The sequence below is a fragment of the Enterococcus villorum genome (genome assembly GCF_007990225.1).
In the GTDB taxonomy this organism is placed as follows: domain Bacteria; phylum Bacillota; class Bacilli; order Lactobacillales; family Enterococcaceae; genus Enterococcus_B; species Enterococcus_B villorum.
Map to the genome: position 1 here is coordinate 17360 of NZ_BJWF01000026.1, position 18685 is coordinate 36044.

General features: G+C 34.4%; 11 protein-coding genes and 1 pseudogene. All 12 read left to right on the plus strand.

The window, feature by feature from the left end:
* The first annotated feature begins 1 nt into the window (after position 1).
* Complete coding sequence (gene sufD, locus EVI01_RS09345) at positions 2 to 1291, plus strand: Fe-S cluster assembly protein SufD (RefSeq protein ID WP_010751694.1); 1290 nt, start codon at positions 2 to 4, stop codon at positions 1289 to 1291.
* Positions 1288 to 2523 (plus strand): cysteine desulfurase, encoded by a 1236-nt coding sequence (locus EVI01_RS09350; protein WP_146811628.1) that lies wholly within the window; start codon positions 1288 to 1290, stop codon positions 2521 to 2523. Before sufD ends, EVI01_RS09350 begins: the two co-directional genes overlap by 4 nt.
* Complete coding sequence (gene sufU, locus EVI01_RS09355) at positions 2510 to 2980, plus strand: Fe-S cluster assembly sulfur transfer protein SufU (protein ID WP_010751692.1); 471 nt, start codon at positions 2510 to 2512, stop codon at positions 2978 to 2980. Before EVI01_RS09350 ends, sufU begins: the two co-directional genes overlap by 14 nt.
* A 4-nt stretch (positions 2981 to 2984) precedes the next feature.
* Positions 2985 to 4376, plus strand: coding sequence for a Fe-S cluster assembly protein SufB (gene sufB / locus EVI01_RS09360; RefSeq protein ID WP_010751691.1), 1392 nt, complete (start codon positions 2985 to 2987; stop codon positions 4374 to 4376).
* A gap of 827 nt (positions 4377 to 5203) precedes the next feature.
* On the plus strand, positions 5204 to 6805 hold the full coding sequence (locus tag EVI01_RS09365) for a type I restriction-modification system subunit M (RefSeq protein ID WP_010751690.1): 1602 nt from the start codon (positions 5204 to 5206) through the stop codon (positions 6803 to 6805).
* Positions 6789 to 8048 carry a restriction endonuclease subunit S gene (locus EVI01_RS09370; RefSeq protein ID WP_010751689.1) on the plus strand — a complete coding sequence of 420 codons (1260 nt, stop codon included), beginning with the start codon at positions 6789 to 6791 and terminating at the stop codon, positions 8046 to 8048. The genes EVI01_RS09365 and EVI01_RS09370 overlap by 17 nt, the downstream gene beginning before the upstream one ends.
* Before the next feature lie 12 nt (positions 8049 to 8060).
* Positions 8061 to 11216 carry a type I restriction endonuclease subunit R gene (locus EVI01_RS09375; protein ID WP_010751688.1) on the plus strand — a complete coding sequence of 1052 codons (3156 nt, stop codon included), beginning with the start codon at positions 8061 to 8063 and terminating at the stop codon, positions 11214 to 11216.
* Between the two features lie 106 nt (positions 11217 to 11322).
* The gene (locus EVI01_RS09380; protein ID WP_244150172.1) at positions 11323 to 12261 is read left to right on the plus strand and encodes a DUF5655 domain-containing protein; all 939 of its coding nucleotides are present in this window, start codon (positions 11323 to 11325) and stop codon (positions 12259 to 12261) included.
* Between the two features lie 522 nt (positions 12262 to 12783).
* Positions 12784 to 13058: pseudogene (locus EVI01_RS09385) on the plus strand (transposase); the annotation flags it as partial.
* A gap of 766 nt (positions 13059 to 13824) precedes the next feature.
* Positions 13825 to 15414, plus strand: coding sequence for a type I restriction-modification system subunit M (locus EVI01_RS09390; RefSeq protein ID WP_010751685.1), 1590 nt, complete (start codon positions 13825 to 13827; stop codon positions 15412 to 15414).
* Between the two features lie 1360 nt (positions 15415 to 16774).
* Positions 16775 to 16990 (plus strand): hypothetical protein, encoded by a 216-nt coding sequence (locus tag EVI01_RS09395; RefSeq protein WP_010751684.1) that lies wholly within the window; start codon positions 16775 to 16777, stop codon positions 16988 to 16990.
* A 625-nt stretch (positions 16991 to 17615) separates the two neighbouring features.
* Positions 17616 to 18685, plus strand: a 1070-nt coding sequence (locus tag EVI01_RS09400) for a MucBP domain-containing protein (protein WP_186808775.1), incomplete at its 3' end; no start/stop codon positions are given.

The following is an 18685-nucleotide window of genomic DNA, read 5'->3' on the forward strand; positions in this document are numbered from 1 at the left end:
AATGAAAGAAAACAACTGGCTCGACCAACTTGACGCAATAACAAATTTTTCTCTAAGTAAAGGTGAACCAGAATGGATGACCCACTTACGTCAATCTGCCTTAGAAAAAGCTGGTCAATTACCACTTCCTCAGATTGACCGTGTCAAATTTCATCGTTGGCCCCTTTTTGAGGTCCATGAGATGAGTGAACATGTCAGTGAGACAGGAAATGTCGCTAGCTTTGATCAAATGAAGGATAATCCAGTCTTAGTCCAAGAAGGAACTAACACTGTTTTTGAACAATTACCAATGGACTTAGTGGAAAAAGGAGTCATCTTTACAGATCTATTTACAGCTTTACAAGAACATCCTGATTTAGTCAAAGAATACTATATGCAAAAAGCAGTAAAAGTGGAAGAAGATCAATTAACCGCCTTACATGCTGCTTTCATGAATAGTGGGATGTTTTTATATGTTCCTAAAAATGTAGTGATTGAAGAACCGATTGAAACCTTGTTTATCCAAGCCGGTGATTTCGCACAACATTTCTTTAAACATGTGTTGATTGTCGCAGATGAACACAGTGAATTTTCTTATCTCGAACGTTTTCAAACGACGAAAGAAAAAATCCAAAAAGCATCAGGCAATATCATCGTTGAAGTCATCGCCAAAGCCGGCGCAAAAGTAAAATATTCAGCGGTTGATCAACTAGGTGAAAATGTTACTTCGTATATCAATCGTCGAGGCCATATCTTGCGTGATGCTTCTGTTGATTGGGCGATTGGTGTCATGAATGATGGCAACGTGATTGCTGATTTCGATTCTGATCTAGTAGGAGAAGGCGCACATGCACAAGTCAAAATCGTCGCAATCAGTTCAGGAAAACAAATTCAAGGCATTGACACACGTGTGACAAATAAAGCGCCACACAGCATCGGCCATATTTTGCAACACGGTGTTATTCGTGAAAAAGGGACCCTGACGTTCAACGGGATTGGTCATATCTTAAAAGGAGCAAAAGGAGCAGATGCGCAACAAGAAAGTCGCGTATTGATGCTTTCAGATAAAGCAAGAGGAGACGCCAACCCAATTCTTTTGATTGATGAAAATGAAGTGACTGCTGGACATGCCGCAAGTGTCGGACGGGTTGATCCAGAAGAAATGTATTATTTAATGAGCCGAGGCCTTCACAAAGAAGAAGCAGAACGTTTGGTCATTCGTGGCTTCTTAGGATCGGTTTTAACAGCCATTCCAGTCGAAGAAGTCCGCAAAGAATTAGTGGCAGTTATTGAAGGGAAGTTAAATGTATGATTCCTGCAGAAAAGATCCGAGAAGATTTTCCCATTTTATTCCAAGAAGTCAACGATGAGCCGCTTGTTTATCTAGATAATGCCGCCACGACCCAAAAGCCTAAAACAGTCATTGAGGCATTAAAAAAATATTATGAACACGATAACGCAAACGTACATCGTGGCGTCCATACTTTAGCAGAACGAGCGACTTTAGCATACGAAGCAGCAAGAGAAAAAGTTCGTAAATTTATCCATGCAAATGAAACAGCCGAAGTCCTTTTTACTCGTGGCACAACCACCAGTTTGAACTGGGTTGCTCAAAGTTTTGGTCAAGCATTTGTTCAAGCAGGCGATGAAATCCTGCTCTCTTATATGGAACACCATTCAAACATTATACCTTGGCAACAATTAGCCAAAAAAACGGGCGCTAAGTTAAAATACATGGATTTGACACCAGATGGTTTTTTAGATATGGAACAAGCAAAAAATTTGATCACAAGTAAAACAAAAATTGTCTCCATTGCCCATGTTTCTAATGTCTTAGGCGTCATCAATCCAATCAAAGAACTAGGAAAAATGGTGCATGCACAAGGTGGCATTCTCGTAGTTGATGGCGCTCAATCGGCCCCTCACATGAAAGTAGATGTCCAAGAATTAGACTGTGATTTTTTTGCTTTTAGCGGTCATAAGATGTGTGGACCAACTGGAATTGGCGTATTGTACGGCAAAAGAAAATGGTTGGAACAAATGCAACCAGTCGAATTTGGTGGGGAAATGATCGATTTTGTGGAGCTCTATGACAGCACCTGGAAAGAACTTCCTTGGAAATTTGAAGCAGGAACACCCAATATTGCTGGAGCGATTGCTTTAGGTCAGGCCATTGATTATTTAGAGAGCCTTGGCTTAGACAATATCCATCACTATGAAGAAGAATTAACGACTTATGTCTTGCCTCAATTACAAAAAATAGAAGGATTGACCATTTATGGTCCTAAAGATCCAGCAGCACGCACAGGGGTTATTGCCTTTAATCTTGACGGCTTACACCCTCATGATGTGGCAACAGCTCTCGACATGGAAGGCGTAGCCGTTAGAGCAGGTCATCATTGTGCCCAACCACTATTAAACTATTTGGACGTTTCATCTACAGCACGAGCAAGTTTTTATTTTTACAATACCAAACAAGATGCGGATCGTTTAGTTGAAGCAATCCTCGCAACGAAGGAGTTTTTCCAACATGGCACTTTCTAAACTAGATAATATCTATCGCCAAGTGATACTTGATCATTCTTCACGCCCTCATCATCGAGGAGTACTTAGTGAAGCAACCAATAAAATCGAATTGAATAACCCCACTTGTGGCGACGTCATTGAACTACAAGTGGAAGTCAAAGACGGAATCATTAAAAATATCGCCTTTCGTGGCAATGGTTGTTCCATCAGTACAGCCAGTGCATCCATGATGACCGATGCGGTAATGAACAAGACAGTCGAAGAAGCCCAATTTTTAATCAATGATTTCTTGCAATTAGTGCAAGGAAAAGAAGTCGCACGACTCGAACAGTTAGGCGATGCCGCCATGTTAAGTGGCGTAGCAAAATTTCCCGCACGAATCAAATGTGCTACATTAGGTTGGAAAGCCTTAGAAAAAGCAATGGAAGAAAACGGTACTGCAACCTTCCATCATGATCATCAGGAAGAGGAGTGAGAACATGGGCGTACCAGAATTAGAGGAATACAAATTTGGTTTTCACGATGACGTGGAACCAGTTTTCAGTACAGGTGAAGGACTAACCGAAGAAGTAGTTCGCGAAATGTCCAAAATAAAAGGCGAACCAGAATGGATGCTAGAATTTCGTTTGAAATCCCTTGAAACATTCAATAAAATGCCAATGCAAAGTTGGGGACCTGATTTATCAGACATCGACTTTAATGCCATTAAATACTACCAAAAACCAAGCGATAAACCCGCTCGTGATTGGGAAGATGTACCAGATAAAATCAAAGAAACCTTTGAAAAAATCGGGATTCCAGAGGCCGAACGTGCTTACTTAGCCGGTGCTTCGGCACAATATGAATCAGAAGTCGTTTATCACAACATGAAAGAGGAATTTGAAAAGTTAGGCATTGTATTTACGGATACAGATTCCGCATTGAAAGAATATCCAGAATTATTCAAAGAATATTTTTCAAAACTTGTTCCACCCACAGACAATAAACTTGCTGCTTTAAACTCAGCTGTTTGGTCTGGCGGTACCTTTATTTATGTCCCAAAAGGTGTAAAAGTCGACGTACCTTTACAAACCTATTTCCGTATCAATGCAGAAAACACCGGACAGTTTGAACGTACGTTAATCATTGTTGACGAAGGCGCCAGCATCCATTATGTGGAAGGCTGTACCGCACCTACTTATTCAAGTAATAGTCTGCATGCGGCTATCGTTGAAATTTTCACCAGAAAAGATGCGTATTGCCGTTATACGACCATTCAAAACTGGTCAGATAACGTCTATAACTTAGTAACAAAACGGGCAAAAGCCTATGAAGGAGCTACTGTCGAATGGATTGACGGCAACCTTGGTGCAAAAACAACCATGAAATACCCAAGTGTCTATTTAGACGGAAAAGGAGCTCGTGGAACGATGCTATCCATTGCCTTTGCTGGCGCGAACCAAATCCAAGACACTGGCGCAAAAATGATCCATAATGCACCCAACACTTCAAGCTCCATCGTCTCAAAATCAATATCAAAAGACGGCGGAGAAGTCAATTACCGTGGTCAAGTAACCTTCGCTAAAAATAGCGCAGGCTCGATTTCTCACATTGAATGCGACACCATCATCATGGATGAATATTCAAAATCAGATACCATCCCATTCAATGAGATCCACAACAGCCAAGTGTCCTTAGAACACGAAGCCAAAGTCTCAAAAATCTCAGAAGAACAACTCTACTATCTCATGAGCCGAGGCCTAACCGAATCCGAAGCCACCGAAATGATCGTCATGGGCTTCGTCGAACCATTCACCAAAGAACTACCAATGGAGTACGCCGTCGAGTTGAACCGTTTGATATCTTATGAGATGGAAGGCAGTGTGGGGTAATTGAATTGATTAAGTTAGAAATGCCTATTTGAAGGTGTTTCTAGCTTTTTTGTTTATATTCTGAAAAAAATAGATCGGAAAGAAAAATACTGGAAGGAAAACGAAATATTTTTATTAATTATTTTCATATAAGAATAAAAATGTAAATGAAAGAAGCGTTAAAAGATGAGATATAACTGAAAAAAATATGTTAATATGAGTTCAAATTGTTCTCTATATTTTTTATTTCTTGGTCAACTATTCTATTTTTGCAAAAAGAGAATAGTTGACAGGACAATGAAGCTTAAGAGAAAAAGTAGGATGTTTAATATCAGAATGAGTGTGTAAAGCTTAAAGAGTAGATATTTTACTATGTTGGTTAATGAAATAAAAAATGAAAATAGCCAACTATTTTAAAATCAAATTTTTAGAGAGTATCCGATAAGCTGATTGAACATGAGAAAAGACTTCTCTTTCAAAGTATAAGATAAATATTATGAAAATCTCTAAATAAAAGAAGTCTTAAACGATCTTTATTTAATCGAAAATGGTTGAGCACCTTAATTTTTTTAGATATTTGGATACTTAAGTAAGACTGGAATAAGAAAAAGGATAGCGTAGGTAATGAAATACTGTAAAGCTAGAAATACCTGTCTATAGGTGTTTTTGGCTTTTTCCATTTAATTAAATATTAAAAGAAACTTTGCCAGTAAACACTAAACTTTATCCCACATTTGCATCACTAATTAATCAACTACGTTTCAAATGAAAATTTACGGATTTTAACTTTTTTAAAGCAAATAATGATAAAATCAAAGGGAATGACTATTATTAGGAGTGTGTATATAGTGGGGCAAGAACTTAATCAGCGACTTTATAGTGCTGCGGATAATCTTCGCAGTAAAATGGACGCTTCAGAATATAAAAACTATCTTTTAGGGTTGATTTTTTACAAATATCTTTCGGATAAATTATTACAACAAGTGGTTTTATTAGCAGATAAATCTTTAGAAGAATATAACGAGGTGGATAAACAGACAAAATTGTATCAAGAGCTACTGGCAGATGAAGATTCAAGAGAAGATTTATTGGCAACGCTTGTCGATACTTTGGGTTATGAAATCGAACCTGAGCGATTGTTTAATGTTTTTGCTGATCAAGCAAAACAGAATATTTTCCAATTAAATGATTTGAACAAAGGCTTTAACGATTTATCCTCAAAATTTGAGCAATTTAATGGGTTATTTGATGATGTAGATTTACAGTCCAAAAAACTTGGCACAGATGACCAACAACGAAATGTCACTATTACTGAAGTGTTAAAAAAATTAAATGATATTGATGTCTTAGGTCATGAGGGTGATGTTATTGGGGATGCTTATGAATTTTTGATCAGTCAATTTGCTACAGAAGCAGGAAAGAAAGCCGGAGAATTTTACACGCCAAAAATGGTTTCTGAAATGATGGCGCAAATCGTGACGATCAACCAAGAAGAGAAGAAACTATTTAGCGTATTTGACCCAACGATGGGCTCAGGCTCATTAATGCTTAACGTACGGCATCATTTGAAATACCCTGAGAATGTGAAGTATCACGGACAAGAAATGAATACCACGACATTTAATTTAGCAAAAATGAACTTAATTCTTCATGGCGTAGATGAAGAAGATATGAACTTGCGAAATGGGGATACTTTAAATAAAGATTGGCCGACAACAGAGCCTTATCTATTTGACTCAGTAGTCATGAATCCCCCTTACTCAGCAAAGTGGTCAGCAGATGCGACATTTTTAAATGATTCACGCTTTAATCGTTATGGAAAACTAGCGCCAAAATCCAAAGCGGATTTTGCTTTTCTACTGCATGGTTTTTATCATTTGAAAGAAACAGGTACCATGGCCATCGTCTTGCCACACGGAGTTTTATTCCGTGGCGCTGCAGAAGGGGTTATTCGTCAAAAATTACTAGAAGACGGTAGCATTTACGCAGTCATTGGTATGCCAGCAAATCTTTTCTTTGGCACATCTATTCCGACAACCGTGATTATTTTGAAAAAAAATCGTGAAACACGAGATGTCTTATTTATTGATGCCAGCAAAGAATTTATTAAAGGGAAAAAACAAAATAAGTTATCAAGTGAAAACGTCGAGAAAATTGTTTCGATGTATAAAAATAGAACCAATGAAGAAAAATATGCCTATTTAGCTAGTTTTGATGAGATAAAAGAAAATGATTATAACTTAAACATTCCTCGTTATGTCGATACTTTTGAAGAAGAAGAAAGTATTGATATGAAGAGTGTAGGTACTGAAATCCAACAAATTCGTCAAGAAAAGCAAGCATTAACAAAAGAATTATTTGAGACCATCACTACTTTTCAAACAAATGAAGAAAATCAAGAATGGCTTCAAGGAGCATTAGAGGTGTTTAAATATGACGAAGAAAAATAATCCTGAAATTCGTTTTCCGGGATTTACAGAAGAGTGGGAACGGCGTAAGTTGCGAGAGTTTCGATACGAGAATGACAGATATTCATTTACTGGTGGTCCATTTGGCTCTGATCTTAAATCATCAGATTATACTGATGAAGGAGTACGAATTATTCAATTACAGAATATAGGCGATGGTTTTTTTTCAGACGATTATAAGATCTATACTTCGGAAGAGAAAGCCACATCTCTATCTTCCAATCTAATCTACCCGGGCGAGATAATAATTGCGAAAATGGCGGATCCTTTAGCGCGAGCGACGATTATTCCTAGCTTTAGCGATAAGTATTTAATGGCATCTGATGGGATAAGACTAAAAGTTGATGAGAAGAAATACAATACGTATTTTGTGTTGACACTAATTAATAGTAATACCTTTCGAAAGGTAGCATTAGAAAATTCGACTGGTACTACCCGGAAACGTATTGGACTTGTGACGCTTGGAGACTTAATAAGTTATGTTCCATCCATTGAAGAACAGAACAAAATCGGACAACTATTCAAAAATATCGATAAGACTGTCGCTCACCATCAGCGCGAGCTAGACTTACTAAAAGAAACCAAAAAAGGCTTTTTACAAAAAATGTTTCCCAAAGAAGGAGAAAAAGTTCCAGAAGTTCGTTTTCCGGGATTTACAGAAGATTGGAAGCAGCGTAAGTGGTTTGATACCGTAAATATGTCTACAGATATGGTCGATCCTAAGACGGGTAAGTATGATAATTTACCTCATATCGGTCCAGGTAACATAGAATCTTTTTCAGGACGAATACTTGATAATGTTAAATCTGTTAGAGAAGATAATTTAATTAGTGGTAAATTTCATTTTAATTCGGGAGATATTATATATGGTAAAATCAATCCACAGTTAGCAAAATATGCTTATGTAAATTTTGAAGGATTAACTAGTGCTGATACGTATGTTTTAAAATCACATAATGGAATCGCCCAAGATTTTTTATTTGTAATTTTACAAACAAAAGATTTTTACAAATACTCAGTATCAGTTTCTATGAGAACAGGAATGCCAAAGATTAATAGAGACGAACTAAAACAATATAATTATTTAGCACCATCGAATATTAACGAACAACAAAAAATCGGCACATTCTTCAAAAAACTTGACGACACGATCACTCTTCATCAACGTGAGCTGGATTTACTAAAAGAAACGAAAAAAGGATTTCTACAAAAATTATTTGTTTAAGGAGGTGAGCGGATGCGAATCATTCATCGAGATGAAGCAGAGGTAGAAAGTCATTTGATCCATCTGTTAGGTGAAGGGCGTAATCAATGGGTGTATCGTCCAGATTTAAAGTCCGAAGCGGATTTATGGCAGAATTTACGTGAGAAAATTACGCATAATAATTTATCAGAGATTGGTGAGCACCCTCTAACTGATAAAGAGTTTGAAACGATCAAAACAGAGTTACTGCTAAAAACACAAACACCATTTGATGCAGCGAAGTGGTTAAAAGGGGAAAATGGCATTGCTCGTATTAGGATTGATCGTGAAGACGCTTCTTTAGGTTCCATGTCATTGATTCTTTATTCCAACCAAGATGTTGGTGGCGGTTTATCTACTTATGAAGTCGTCAATCAAATTGCTAAAAAAGGAAGTAGTGCGGATGCACGTGACCGCCGATTTGATGTGACCTTATTAATCAGCGGGTTACCGATTGTTCAAATTGAGTTGAAACAAGTAACCGCAAAAGATGGTATCTTTCAAGCATTTAACCAAGTTAAAAAATATGCAGAAGAAGGGGTCTTTCGTAATAATATCTTTTCAACACTTCAACTATTTGTCATCTCCAATGAACAAACAACTCGTTATTTCGCAAACGCCATGCCTAAAGACATGCATCGGAAATTTTTGTTTAGTTGGCGTACAAGAGATAATAAAAAAGTGGACAATCTTTATGAATTTTACAAGCAAGTGTTAAATATTCCAGATGCCCATCGTCTGATCGCTAATTATACCATTGTCAGTGAAGACCAAGACAATAAAACATTGATGGTTTTACATCCTTATCAAGTCCATGCGATAGAAGCATTATTTATTGCAGCTAATAAGCATCAATCTGGCTATGTTTGGCATGCTACAGGTTCAGGTAAAACATTGACCAGTTTTGTTGCAACAAAGCTTTTAGCACGCAAAGCGGGAATTGATCGCACAATTATGCTGGTGGATCGTAAGGACTTAGATAATCAAACCACCAATGAATTTACAAAATTTGCTTCAGAATTTAATACAGGGATATCTTCTGGAAATGCGAAAGCCAATAGCTTAATTGTAGGGACTGGTACGGCAAAAGAGTTAGGCAAAAACTTATTAGCTGATGCCAATGCTAACGTCGTTATTATTACGACACGCCAAAAGCTAGATGCAGCTTTAAAATTTGCAAGAAAACAAGAAGCGAAAAATGGAACAAAGCGATTTGAAAAGTTGATTGGGCAACATATTGTTTTTGTAGTTGATGAATGCCATCGTGCGTTAAGTGCTGAAAATATGGAAGAAATCAAACAATTTTTTCCAAATTCTACATGGTACGGTTTTACTGGCACCCCCATTTTTGAAGTGAATAAGAAACAAGCGCAAGGACAATTGGCACGTACAACAAGAGATCAATACGGCGATGTATTGCACACTTATACAATCAAAAATGCCTTAGAAGATGGTTCTGTGTTGGGCTTTCAAGTGGAACATGAAAACACAATTGAGCCCACCTCTCTTGACAACCGAATCTACCAAAAAATGCGTGAAGTCGAAACATATGCCAAGTATTCGCCAGAACAAATCAATTTAATTATAGATAACATGGATCAAATCAAAAAAGAAAGTTATATTGATTCCAGTGTCTATGAATCAGATGAGCATATTCAAAAAGTGATCCATAAAATTTTCCGCCCGAATAATGCTTATACAAAGTTTGATTTTAGAAATGGACGCCCAACAAAGTCCGCCATTTTGACAACAAGCTCAATTGAAATGGCGAAGAAATACTACCGAGCGATAAAAGAAATGACAAAAGCATCGGACTGGTTGCAAAAAGAATTTCCTGATCAACCAATTCGTGAAGGGAGAACGATGGAGGATCCAGATTTTCCAAGAATGGCTATTACGTATTCAATAGATGAAAATGCAGAAAAGGCGAAAGAAAAGCAAGACGACATGCAGCAGATTATTTCAGAATACAATGAGTATTACCATACAGCTTGGAATATCGCAGAAATTGATCGTTATAACGGTGATATAAATAATCGATTAGCAAGGAAACGAGCGGAATTTCAGCAATTTGGTCAGCAAATTGATTTAGTGATTGTTGTTGACCGGCTATTAACAGGATTTGATGCGCCTACGATTCAAACCTTGTTTGTCGATCGGAACTTAGAATATGCCGGATTAATCCAAGCTTTTTCACGAACCAATCGCACATACCCTGAAAAAAATAAAGGGTTAATCGTTACTTTTAGAAAGCCCGCCACCATGGAATCGAATGTAACAGAAGCAACCAAATTATATTCGGAAGCCAAAGAAGAATCTGGGTTGATTTATCCCACGTATGAAGAATCAAAGGCTCGTTTTGAAAAAGCCTATAAGCAACTACAAACATTTAGCGTTTTACCTGAAATAACAGAAAACGCTCCTATAGAACCACGTGTGAACTACGTCAAAGCTTTTCAAGAGTTGAATAGGGCTTATGAAGCATTGGTCACATATGACAATTACAATGAAGAAATGGAAGAATCAGATATCTTAAAAGAACAAGTTTCTATCTTAGAAGAACAAGTGGGCTTTTATGAGACAGTCAAAGGATCTTTAGTAGACAAAGAAAAAGATGATGGAGATAAAACCGATGATTTCTCTTCCATTGAGTTTTATAGTGACAATTCAATTAGACTGTATGATATTGATTCCTCTTATATTGATCAGTTGTTAGGCACTTATGCAGCAAATAGTTCAGATGTGCGTAAAGAAATAGAGAAAGCTTTGAAGAAATTAAATAAGACAGAGTGTGTCAAAGAAGTGTACCGACAAATCTTAAATGCAATAGATGCCGGAGAGATTGATGTGAAGGAAGATATTTTTGCGATCAAACGACATTTCTTTATGCAAGCAAAAGATCAGAAGATTCATGAGTTTTCAAATGAATGGAATGTATCGACAAATGAACTTCATTACTCAAGTATTCAATATGTCATTGGAGAAGTCCCAATTCCAAATATGAAAGGGATTATTGAAAGCAAGAATTTTGAGGCATATAAAGAAAAGCATCCTGCGGCTAAGCCATTTCAATACCCGCAACAAATGAAGCGAGCATGGCGAAAAGTGTTGGATGAAACATTAATTCCGCTTGAGAATGAGTTAAGGTAGATGTAGAAGGCTAAAAGTGAAACAAATCCAAATAAAAGCAGAGTTCGCAAGATAAATTTTGTTTTAAAAATAATGTTTAGTAGTTGCAAGGGAGGAAAAGTACTTGGTGCTTTATCAATTAAACAATTTTAAAATGAAAGAAATTAAAGAAGAAGTTTTTGTAAAAGAAAAGCAATTGCAAGTACTCATTGAAGAAAACTTGGAGACTCTCTTTAACTTATATTTCGTTGCTTCTGAATTTACTGTGGGTAATTTTCGTTTAGACACTGTTGCGTATGATCCTGATACTAAGAGTTTTGTCATTATTGAATATAAAAAAGGGAAAAGATACAGTGTCATTGACCAAGGGTATGCATACCTTAATACATTGTTGGCACATAAAGGAGAGTTTGTTCTTAAGTACAATGAGTGTTACCCCGATCATCTAAAAAGAATTGGAGAAATTGATTGGTCTCAGACACGGATTATTTTTGTCGCAAATGAGTATACAGATTATCAATATGGCGCAGTTAATAATCCCAATTTACCAATTGATTTAGTGATTGCTAAAAAATATAAAAATAATCTGATCCATATAGAATCATTAACAAAAACAAACAATAACGTAGATTCTATCAAGAAAATTGAAAAAGAATCGCCAGAGCAAGGACTATCTAAAGAAATAAAAATCTACACAGAACAAGAACACATACTAAAAGGATCAGAAGAGATTCAAGAGCTGTATCTAGAATTAAAAGATATCATATTAAGTTGGGATAGTGACATTAAAGTAAAAGCTGTGAAACTATACAATTCATTTAAATTGAAGCGAAATATTGTTGATATTCAAATCCAAAAAAATGCTTTAAAAATTTGGATTAACTTAAAAATCGGTCAATTAAATGATTCACGAAACTTAGCTAGAAATGTGAGTGATATTGGTCATTGGGGAAATGGTGATTACGAGTTTGTAATGAAAAATAATCAAGATATTGAGTACATCGCAAGTTTGATCAAACAATCTTGGCAGTATCATAAAAAAGAGAAGAGAGAACTTGGAGAATGAGGTTGAAACATATGACTATGATCAACAAACAGTTTAGTAAAGGATGTTACTCCCTATGAGTTTACTGACTATAACAGGCACAGTTTTTATTGTTATTATCATTTTCTTAGGCTTTTTGTTAATAAATCAAAAAGTGCAACCAATCTATTGAGAAAAAACTTACTTTCAAGCGATCTATTATACTTAGCGCAATAACTTTTATTAGGAAAAATAAAGAACAAGAATTTGTTTATTTGTCTAGCAAGAAGTTAGATTCACTTCGGATGTTGGTGACGGTAGATTAAATTCAAAGATTGAGAGATCGAAACTAACCTGATTCAAATAATAATCTAAAGTTTATAAGATCAATTGTAAAATTTAACGAAAAGAGGCTGAAGTCGCCCATCCTCTATAGGTGGGTGATGAATGCCGTTTTGTATGAGGGCTAACGTTAGTAACTCGAAGACCGACATATATGGCTGATTGTCTTTTTATTTTGCTTTATATTATAATCAGCCTAAATAAGAAATAAGTGGATAGAATATGGAACTGGATACAAATAATCATTCGGTATTTCTTTTCCATTATTCTCTTGGTTTAGTCACAAAATATCTTACACAAGTGATTGATAAATGATGCAAGAATGAATGTTGAACGAATCGTAAAGTCGTATAACCTTAGTGGAATGGCATCATAAGAAAGATCATGTACATATTATGTTCCAAACTTTTTCTAAAACAGAATAGACAAAATTTATCAATCTCTATAAGAATGCTAGTTCTTGCTTAATCAATCAAGATTTCCCAAGAATAAAACAGTTATTTTGAAAAGAAAAGTTTTAATCTAAAATTTTTTTCATTTGATAAATGGTGACGTTTCCATAGATGTCATGATGAAATAGATTCAAAGATTAGCCCAACATGGATAAAATCTTGGTAATGAAATTGAAAAACTACATCCCAATCATCATTCAACTGAAGAAATGGTATGACTTGATATTTCAAGCATCGAAGACTTTGGTGCTTTATAAGCAAGGTTAAGTGATGCTTAATAACGAGTACCGGAAAATAAACACCCTGACTTAACTAAAATAAGAGTAGGTATTGTGGTTATATGACCAATAAATAATTGATTATGATAGGTTAGTAGAACTTTTGAACACATTTATGGAAAACAAAAATATTACGAATAAAGAAGCCATTAGGAAATATATCACTCCGATGAATGAAGAAAGTTGTCAAAAAATTAATGAATTTGTCAATGACATTGAGAGAGGAAAAATTACCAAACACTTTACAACCGAAATACTTAAGCATGCACGAAAAAAGTATTGAGCAAAATATCGAGAGCTTAAGATTCGTCAATGGACAATAAATCAAATTGTAAATAATAATCGGATTCTAGAAACACACGAGATTTATATAACCGAATGTCACATTATTGAGAACTATCAGCTTGCTGACATTATTCATCAAATTGCAGAGGAAGTCATTTGTTTTTTTGAAACCTCAGAATTTGAAGATTTGCTATTAGATTTTTTTGAAAATTTTATAAGTATTTTTTTTGAGAGAGGGTTAGAACACTATGGTATTATCTAAAGAACAGCAAACAAAAATGTGGATGATGCTCAATCAAACACGAGGGCAAATTGGCTTAACTGCCTATAAGGATTATATTTTTGGTCTTTTATTTTATAAGTATCTTTCTGAAAAAGCTACTTACTGGTTAAATAGCGTACTACATGGAGAAAGTTGGGAAACTATCTATATTCAAGATCCTGCTAAAAGCTTAGATTATATGAAAAAAAATCTTGGCTATGCTATACGTCCGAATAATTTTTTTTCAGATTGGCAAAAGGCGATTGATGAAGAGCGTTTTAATATTGATTTAATAACCGAAACATTTGAACACTTTAACCAGCAAATTGCCTTTGAAGCTAAAGGCGATTTTGAAGGTATTTTTGAAGGTATGCGTTTTGATAGTGCAGATTTAGGCGCAAATGCTCAAGCGCGTATCAGTGTGATGATTTCTACGATTGAACTATTATCTGCTCCTGAATTTGATTTATCTGGTGATGATGATGCCATTTCAGATATTTATGAATACTTAGTGGCTCAATTTGCTACTGTCTTAGCATCTGACATGGGTCAGTACTATACGCCAAAAGAAATTTCAGATGTGATGGCTCGAATTTTAACTCATGGTCGAGAAAAAGAAGAAAATTTCTCTATTTATGATCCAACTGTGGGTTCTGATTCGTTATTACTGACAACTGCAAGTTATATGGAAAATTCTCACAAACATGGGAGGATTAACTATTTTGGTCAAGAAAAAGATGCTACACCTTATCGATTAGCTAGAATGAACTTAATGATGCATGGTGTTGAATACAATGATATTTGTATTAATCATGCCGATACCTTAGCAAGTGATTGGCCAGATGGGATTGTTGATGGAAAAGATAATCCAAGGATGTTTGATGCGGTCATGGCTAATCCTCCTTATTCAGCGCATTGGAATAGTAAAGACCGTGAAGATGATCCACGTTGGTGTGAGTATGGTGTTGCACCTAAGTCAAAAGCGGATTACGCATTTTTATTACATTGCCTGTATCATTTAGAAGATAATGGACGTATGGCGATCATTTTACCCCATGGTGTTTTATTTAGAAGAGGAGCTGAAGGCCGTATTCGTAAAGCACTAATTGATCGACATCAGATTGAAGCAGTCATCGGGTTTCCTGATAAGTTATTTTTAAATACATCAATCCCTGTTTGTCTTCTAGTACTAAGAAAGAATCGTGTGGCCTCAGATGTACTATTCATTGATGCAAGTAAAGATTTTGAAAAAATAAAAAACCAGAAAAGATTGAAATCAAAAGATGTGGAAAAAATTGTTGATACTGTGATCTATCGTAAAGAAGAAGAAAAATATTCGCATCTAGCAACATTAGAGGAAATCAAAGAGAATGACTATAATTTAAATATACCTCGCTATGTTGATACATATGAAGAAAAAAAACTAATTGATATTGTTGAAGTAAGTCAAGAAATTACCAAATTAAATACTGACATTAAGCAAGCAGAGTCAGATTTTTTAGCTATGCTTAATGAATTGGCGGTTACTCCTGAAACGGAGGATTTAATAAAAGCAGCTAAAGGAGTATTTGAATAATGAAAGAGAAAACCGTTCCAGAACTGCGGTTTGAAGGCTTTTTTCAAGCTTGGGAACATCGTTTATAGGAAGATTATTCCCTATTATGTTTAATGTTCTTATGTTAAATAACAAAGAGTTAACGAAATAATAGTGTTAGTACTCTGACAACGTTATGGAATGAATTTTCCTAATCAAATTAAGGAAGAAGCCTCATTAACAAAAATCTAATATCAAAATGAACTTTACGTTTTATGTGTCAGTGATAATGTCTTTTTCCCTCAAGAATATATATGCGAATCACAATAGATACAGAGATTTTCTAATATATACATTTATTTAAGGAGTGTTAATGTAAAAATCGAAAATATTATCCTCAAATGACAGATTTTATTGGAAATGACGAAAAGATAGGGAGAAAGGAAAGTTGTTATATCGCTTTTTCAGGATGGTCACATAAAATGATTACATCAGGAAATATTCTTAGTATTCGTTCAGATATTATATAAAAATATTAAATAGATAAGGAAAAAGAGTAAATATAATAAAAAGCGGAAATATAATTTATCTCTAAATCACATGTTTTCTAATTTATAAAACAAATCAGTAATAATATAGTTCATTGTCTATTAGATAATCAAATAACTATTTATATAAAATAAACATCTGGAAAACTTTTAACATTTTTAAAATAAATAGTAATTATTTGATTTTATTTTTTCCTTACTATCTATAGAAAAATATTGTCCTAATATATAATTATTGTAGATAAGATATCTGATTATTATTAATAAAAAAACGAGGTGTTCTTTATTGTAGGATCAAAAATGACATATACATATACCACAAACAAAGAAAAATACCTGCTTTACTGGTGGATTAGTGAATAAAATTTGGAAAAATACTAACAATTGATTCGGTTATTTTTCTGATGCTATTGAAAATCCTAGAATGAATAAAATGGTTCGAGAGATTTTAGAAGTAGCTTAAAAAGCATTTAAAACAAGGAACAGAGAAGTTCAAATTTACTAAAATGATGGGGGGAGTAATTTTTTTATTTTCTTCAAAATGAGTCGCTTGAAAATTTGTTATTTTAATTTAGATTATTGCCTTCTATATGTTCTATAAAAATTGAAAATAAATGTCTGTAGATGAATAAGATTAATGAGTTCTAAAACATTATATTATCAAGTTTTGGACTCTTTTTTTATTTTATATTTTTTCAGCAAATGTTGGCTACAGATAGGATAAAAATTCTTTTTTAAAGAAAAGACGATGATAATTTATTTTAAATGATTTAAGATTTATTGATTAAAAAATTACCTACAACAAAAAACTATTTTTTCCTAATTAAGATAAAAAAGAATGGAGAGTATTTTTAATGAAAAAAAATGTAGATCTCGATAAATTAATCGCTGATTCACTTAGTTTAAGTAGTAGTATTTCAGCATTGAGTAAAATGTCATATGAGCAACTGATATTAAATACCATTACTTTAGAAGATATTAACGAAATAAATGCAATTATTGTAAGCATACAATGTCTAGCAGAACAACATGCGCAAGAGATGGAAGCATTTGGACTTGGAAAATTATAAAATTAAGTTTAAGTATGATGGAAAACCTTACGAAGAAAATTGGGTTTTATTTTTTCTGAATGTATAAGTTGAATTTGTTATTCTAAATGATTTAGAAAGTACATAGGTTAATTTTAAGGTAATACATAATGAATATTTTCAATAGATAGGAACAAGGTAATTTAAGTAAAAAGACAGCATTAATAACGAACGACTTAGGAAAGCTGAAAAATTTTTTTGTAAATGATAAAAAGAAATATGTATTCTATCTATCCTAGCATTAAATACAGTTATATTACGTCAAAATAAATAAAAAAGTGGTTAAGACTATTCAAGTTTTAACTGCTTTTTTTATGCGTTGTTTAGAATAAAAAAATAATAAAGATAATGAATAGTAATATTTTTTGATAAGAAAACGTCTATTTTCTTAAAATAAACACAAGGTAAGAAAAAATGGAAAAGCATTTAAAAATTTCGTTTGAACGAATCTATTTTTTATACTTCTTTTTTTCTTTTATTTAAGATAATCTTACTTATTTTTTGTCAGTATAAATTAATTGTAAATTAAAAAAATATAAATTATAATGTTTCGAAATGGTGAAAAAGAAACAAAGGAGAGGTAAAAAGAAAGATAGGGTGAATGCTTATGAAATTAAAGGGGAAGTATTATTTATCGTTAGTCATGCTTTTAATTGGAACAATGTTAACGCCAATTGGGCATGTTTTTGCTGAAACGGATCCGATTGCGGTTTCAAGTGAACAGCAATTAGAAACAATGAAGGAAGAAATCCAGCCAGATAACGTGACAGAAGAGACAGAAAACTCAACGACGGAATCGAGTCAAAACAACGAACAAACAGAAGGATTGACTTCAACTACAACTGATTCAACAATTCAAGCACTCTCAGCTGAGAGCACAAATGAGAGTCAAGAAAATCTTAGCGAAAGTGTTACTTCCAGTAATCAACAAATTTCTACGGTAGAAAGTAGCAACACGACAAATACAAAATCTGTGAGAACAACTAAAGCTGTGATGGCGCAATTTAATATTCATGTTGCAGACAGTAGTACGAATCAGGGTGTTTCAGGAGCTTATTTTACCCTTACTTTTATAGACTCTGGTGCAGTAAATTTATTGGTAACTGACAGTAATGGCGATGCCTCTGTGAGTGTTTTAGCTGGTAAATACATGATAAAACAAATTGGTACGACGAATGCAAAACAAAATTATGGTTTTACTTCTGCAGGATATGCCGTTGATCTACAGCCAGGAGAAGTCAAATCTTTATCACTGTATGAACGAAATCTTCCAGGGGCATATGCTTTTGGTAATAGCCCAGATACCATTCATATCCCAGTCAACAGCGCCTTTAATTTTACCGCTCAAGCTTTAGGAATCGAAGCGTTCAAATTAAATTATTCTGGAAATTATGAAAAAAGTATTCCATCTTCTCAAATATATCCTTATTACAGTAATGTCAATACAAGTATACCTGGCAGTTACGTGGCTATATTTATGGCGCAACAAGCCACGTACAATACCAATACGACTCATCTTGTCAATGTCATCGTTGAACCAGAAGCCTTAGGAGAAGTAACTGTCAATTACGTGGATTCAAAAGGACAAGCCATTCATTCGCCACAAGTACTCAGTGGAAATATAGGAGAAGCCTATGATGCTAGTACAGCAAAATATCAATTGGCAATTGAAGGTTA

What these genes read in the sequence shown, in the direction of transcription:
- EVI01_RS09395 (WP_010751684.1), top strand. Translation starts at nt 16,775, where the DNA reads ATGAAAAAAAATGTAGATCTCGATAAATTAATCGCTGATTCACTTAGT.
- sufU (WP_010751692.1), top strand. Translation starts at nt 2,510, where the DNA reads ATGGCACTTTCTAAACTAGATAATATCTATCGCCAAGTGATACTTGAT.
- EVI01_RS09370 (WP_010751689.1), top strand. Translation starts at nt 6,789, where the DNA reads ATGACGAAGAAAAATAATCCTGAAATTCGTTTTCCGGGATTTACAGAA.
- sufD (WP_010751694.1), top strand. Translation starts at nt 2, where the DNA reads ATGAAAGAAAACAACTGGCTCGACCAACTTGACGCAATAACAAATTTT.
- EVI01_RS09350 (WP_146811628.1), top strand. Translation starts at nt 1,288, where the DNA reads ATGATTCCTGCAGAAAAGATCCGAGAAGATTTTCCCATTTTATTCCAA.
- EVI01_RS09390 (WP_010751685.1), top strand. Translation starts at nt 13,825, where the DNA reads ATGGTATTATCTAAAGAACAGCAAACAAAAATGTGGATGATGCTCAAT.
- EVI01_RS09375 (WP_010751688.1), top strand. Translation starts at nt 8,061, where the DNA reads ATGCGAATCATTCATCGAGATGAAGCAGAGGTAGAAAGTCATTTGATC.
- sufB (WP_010751691.1), top strand. Translation starts at nt 2,985, where the DNA reads ATGGGCGTACCAGAATTAGAGGAATACAAATTTGGTTTTCACGATGAC.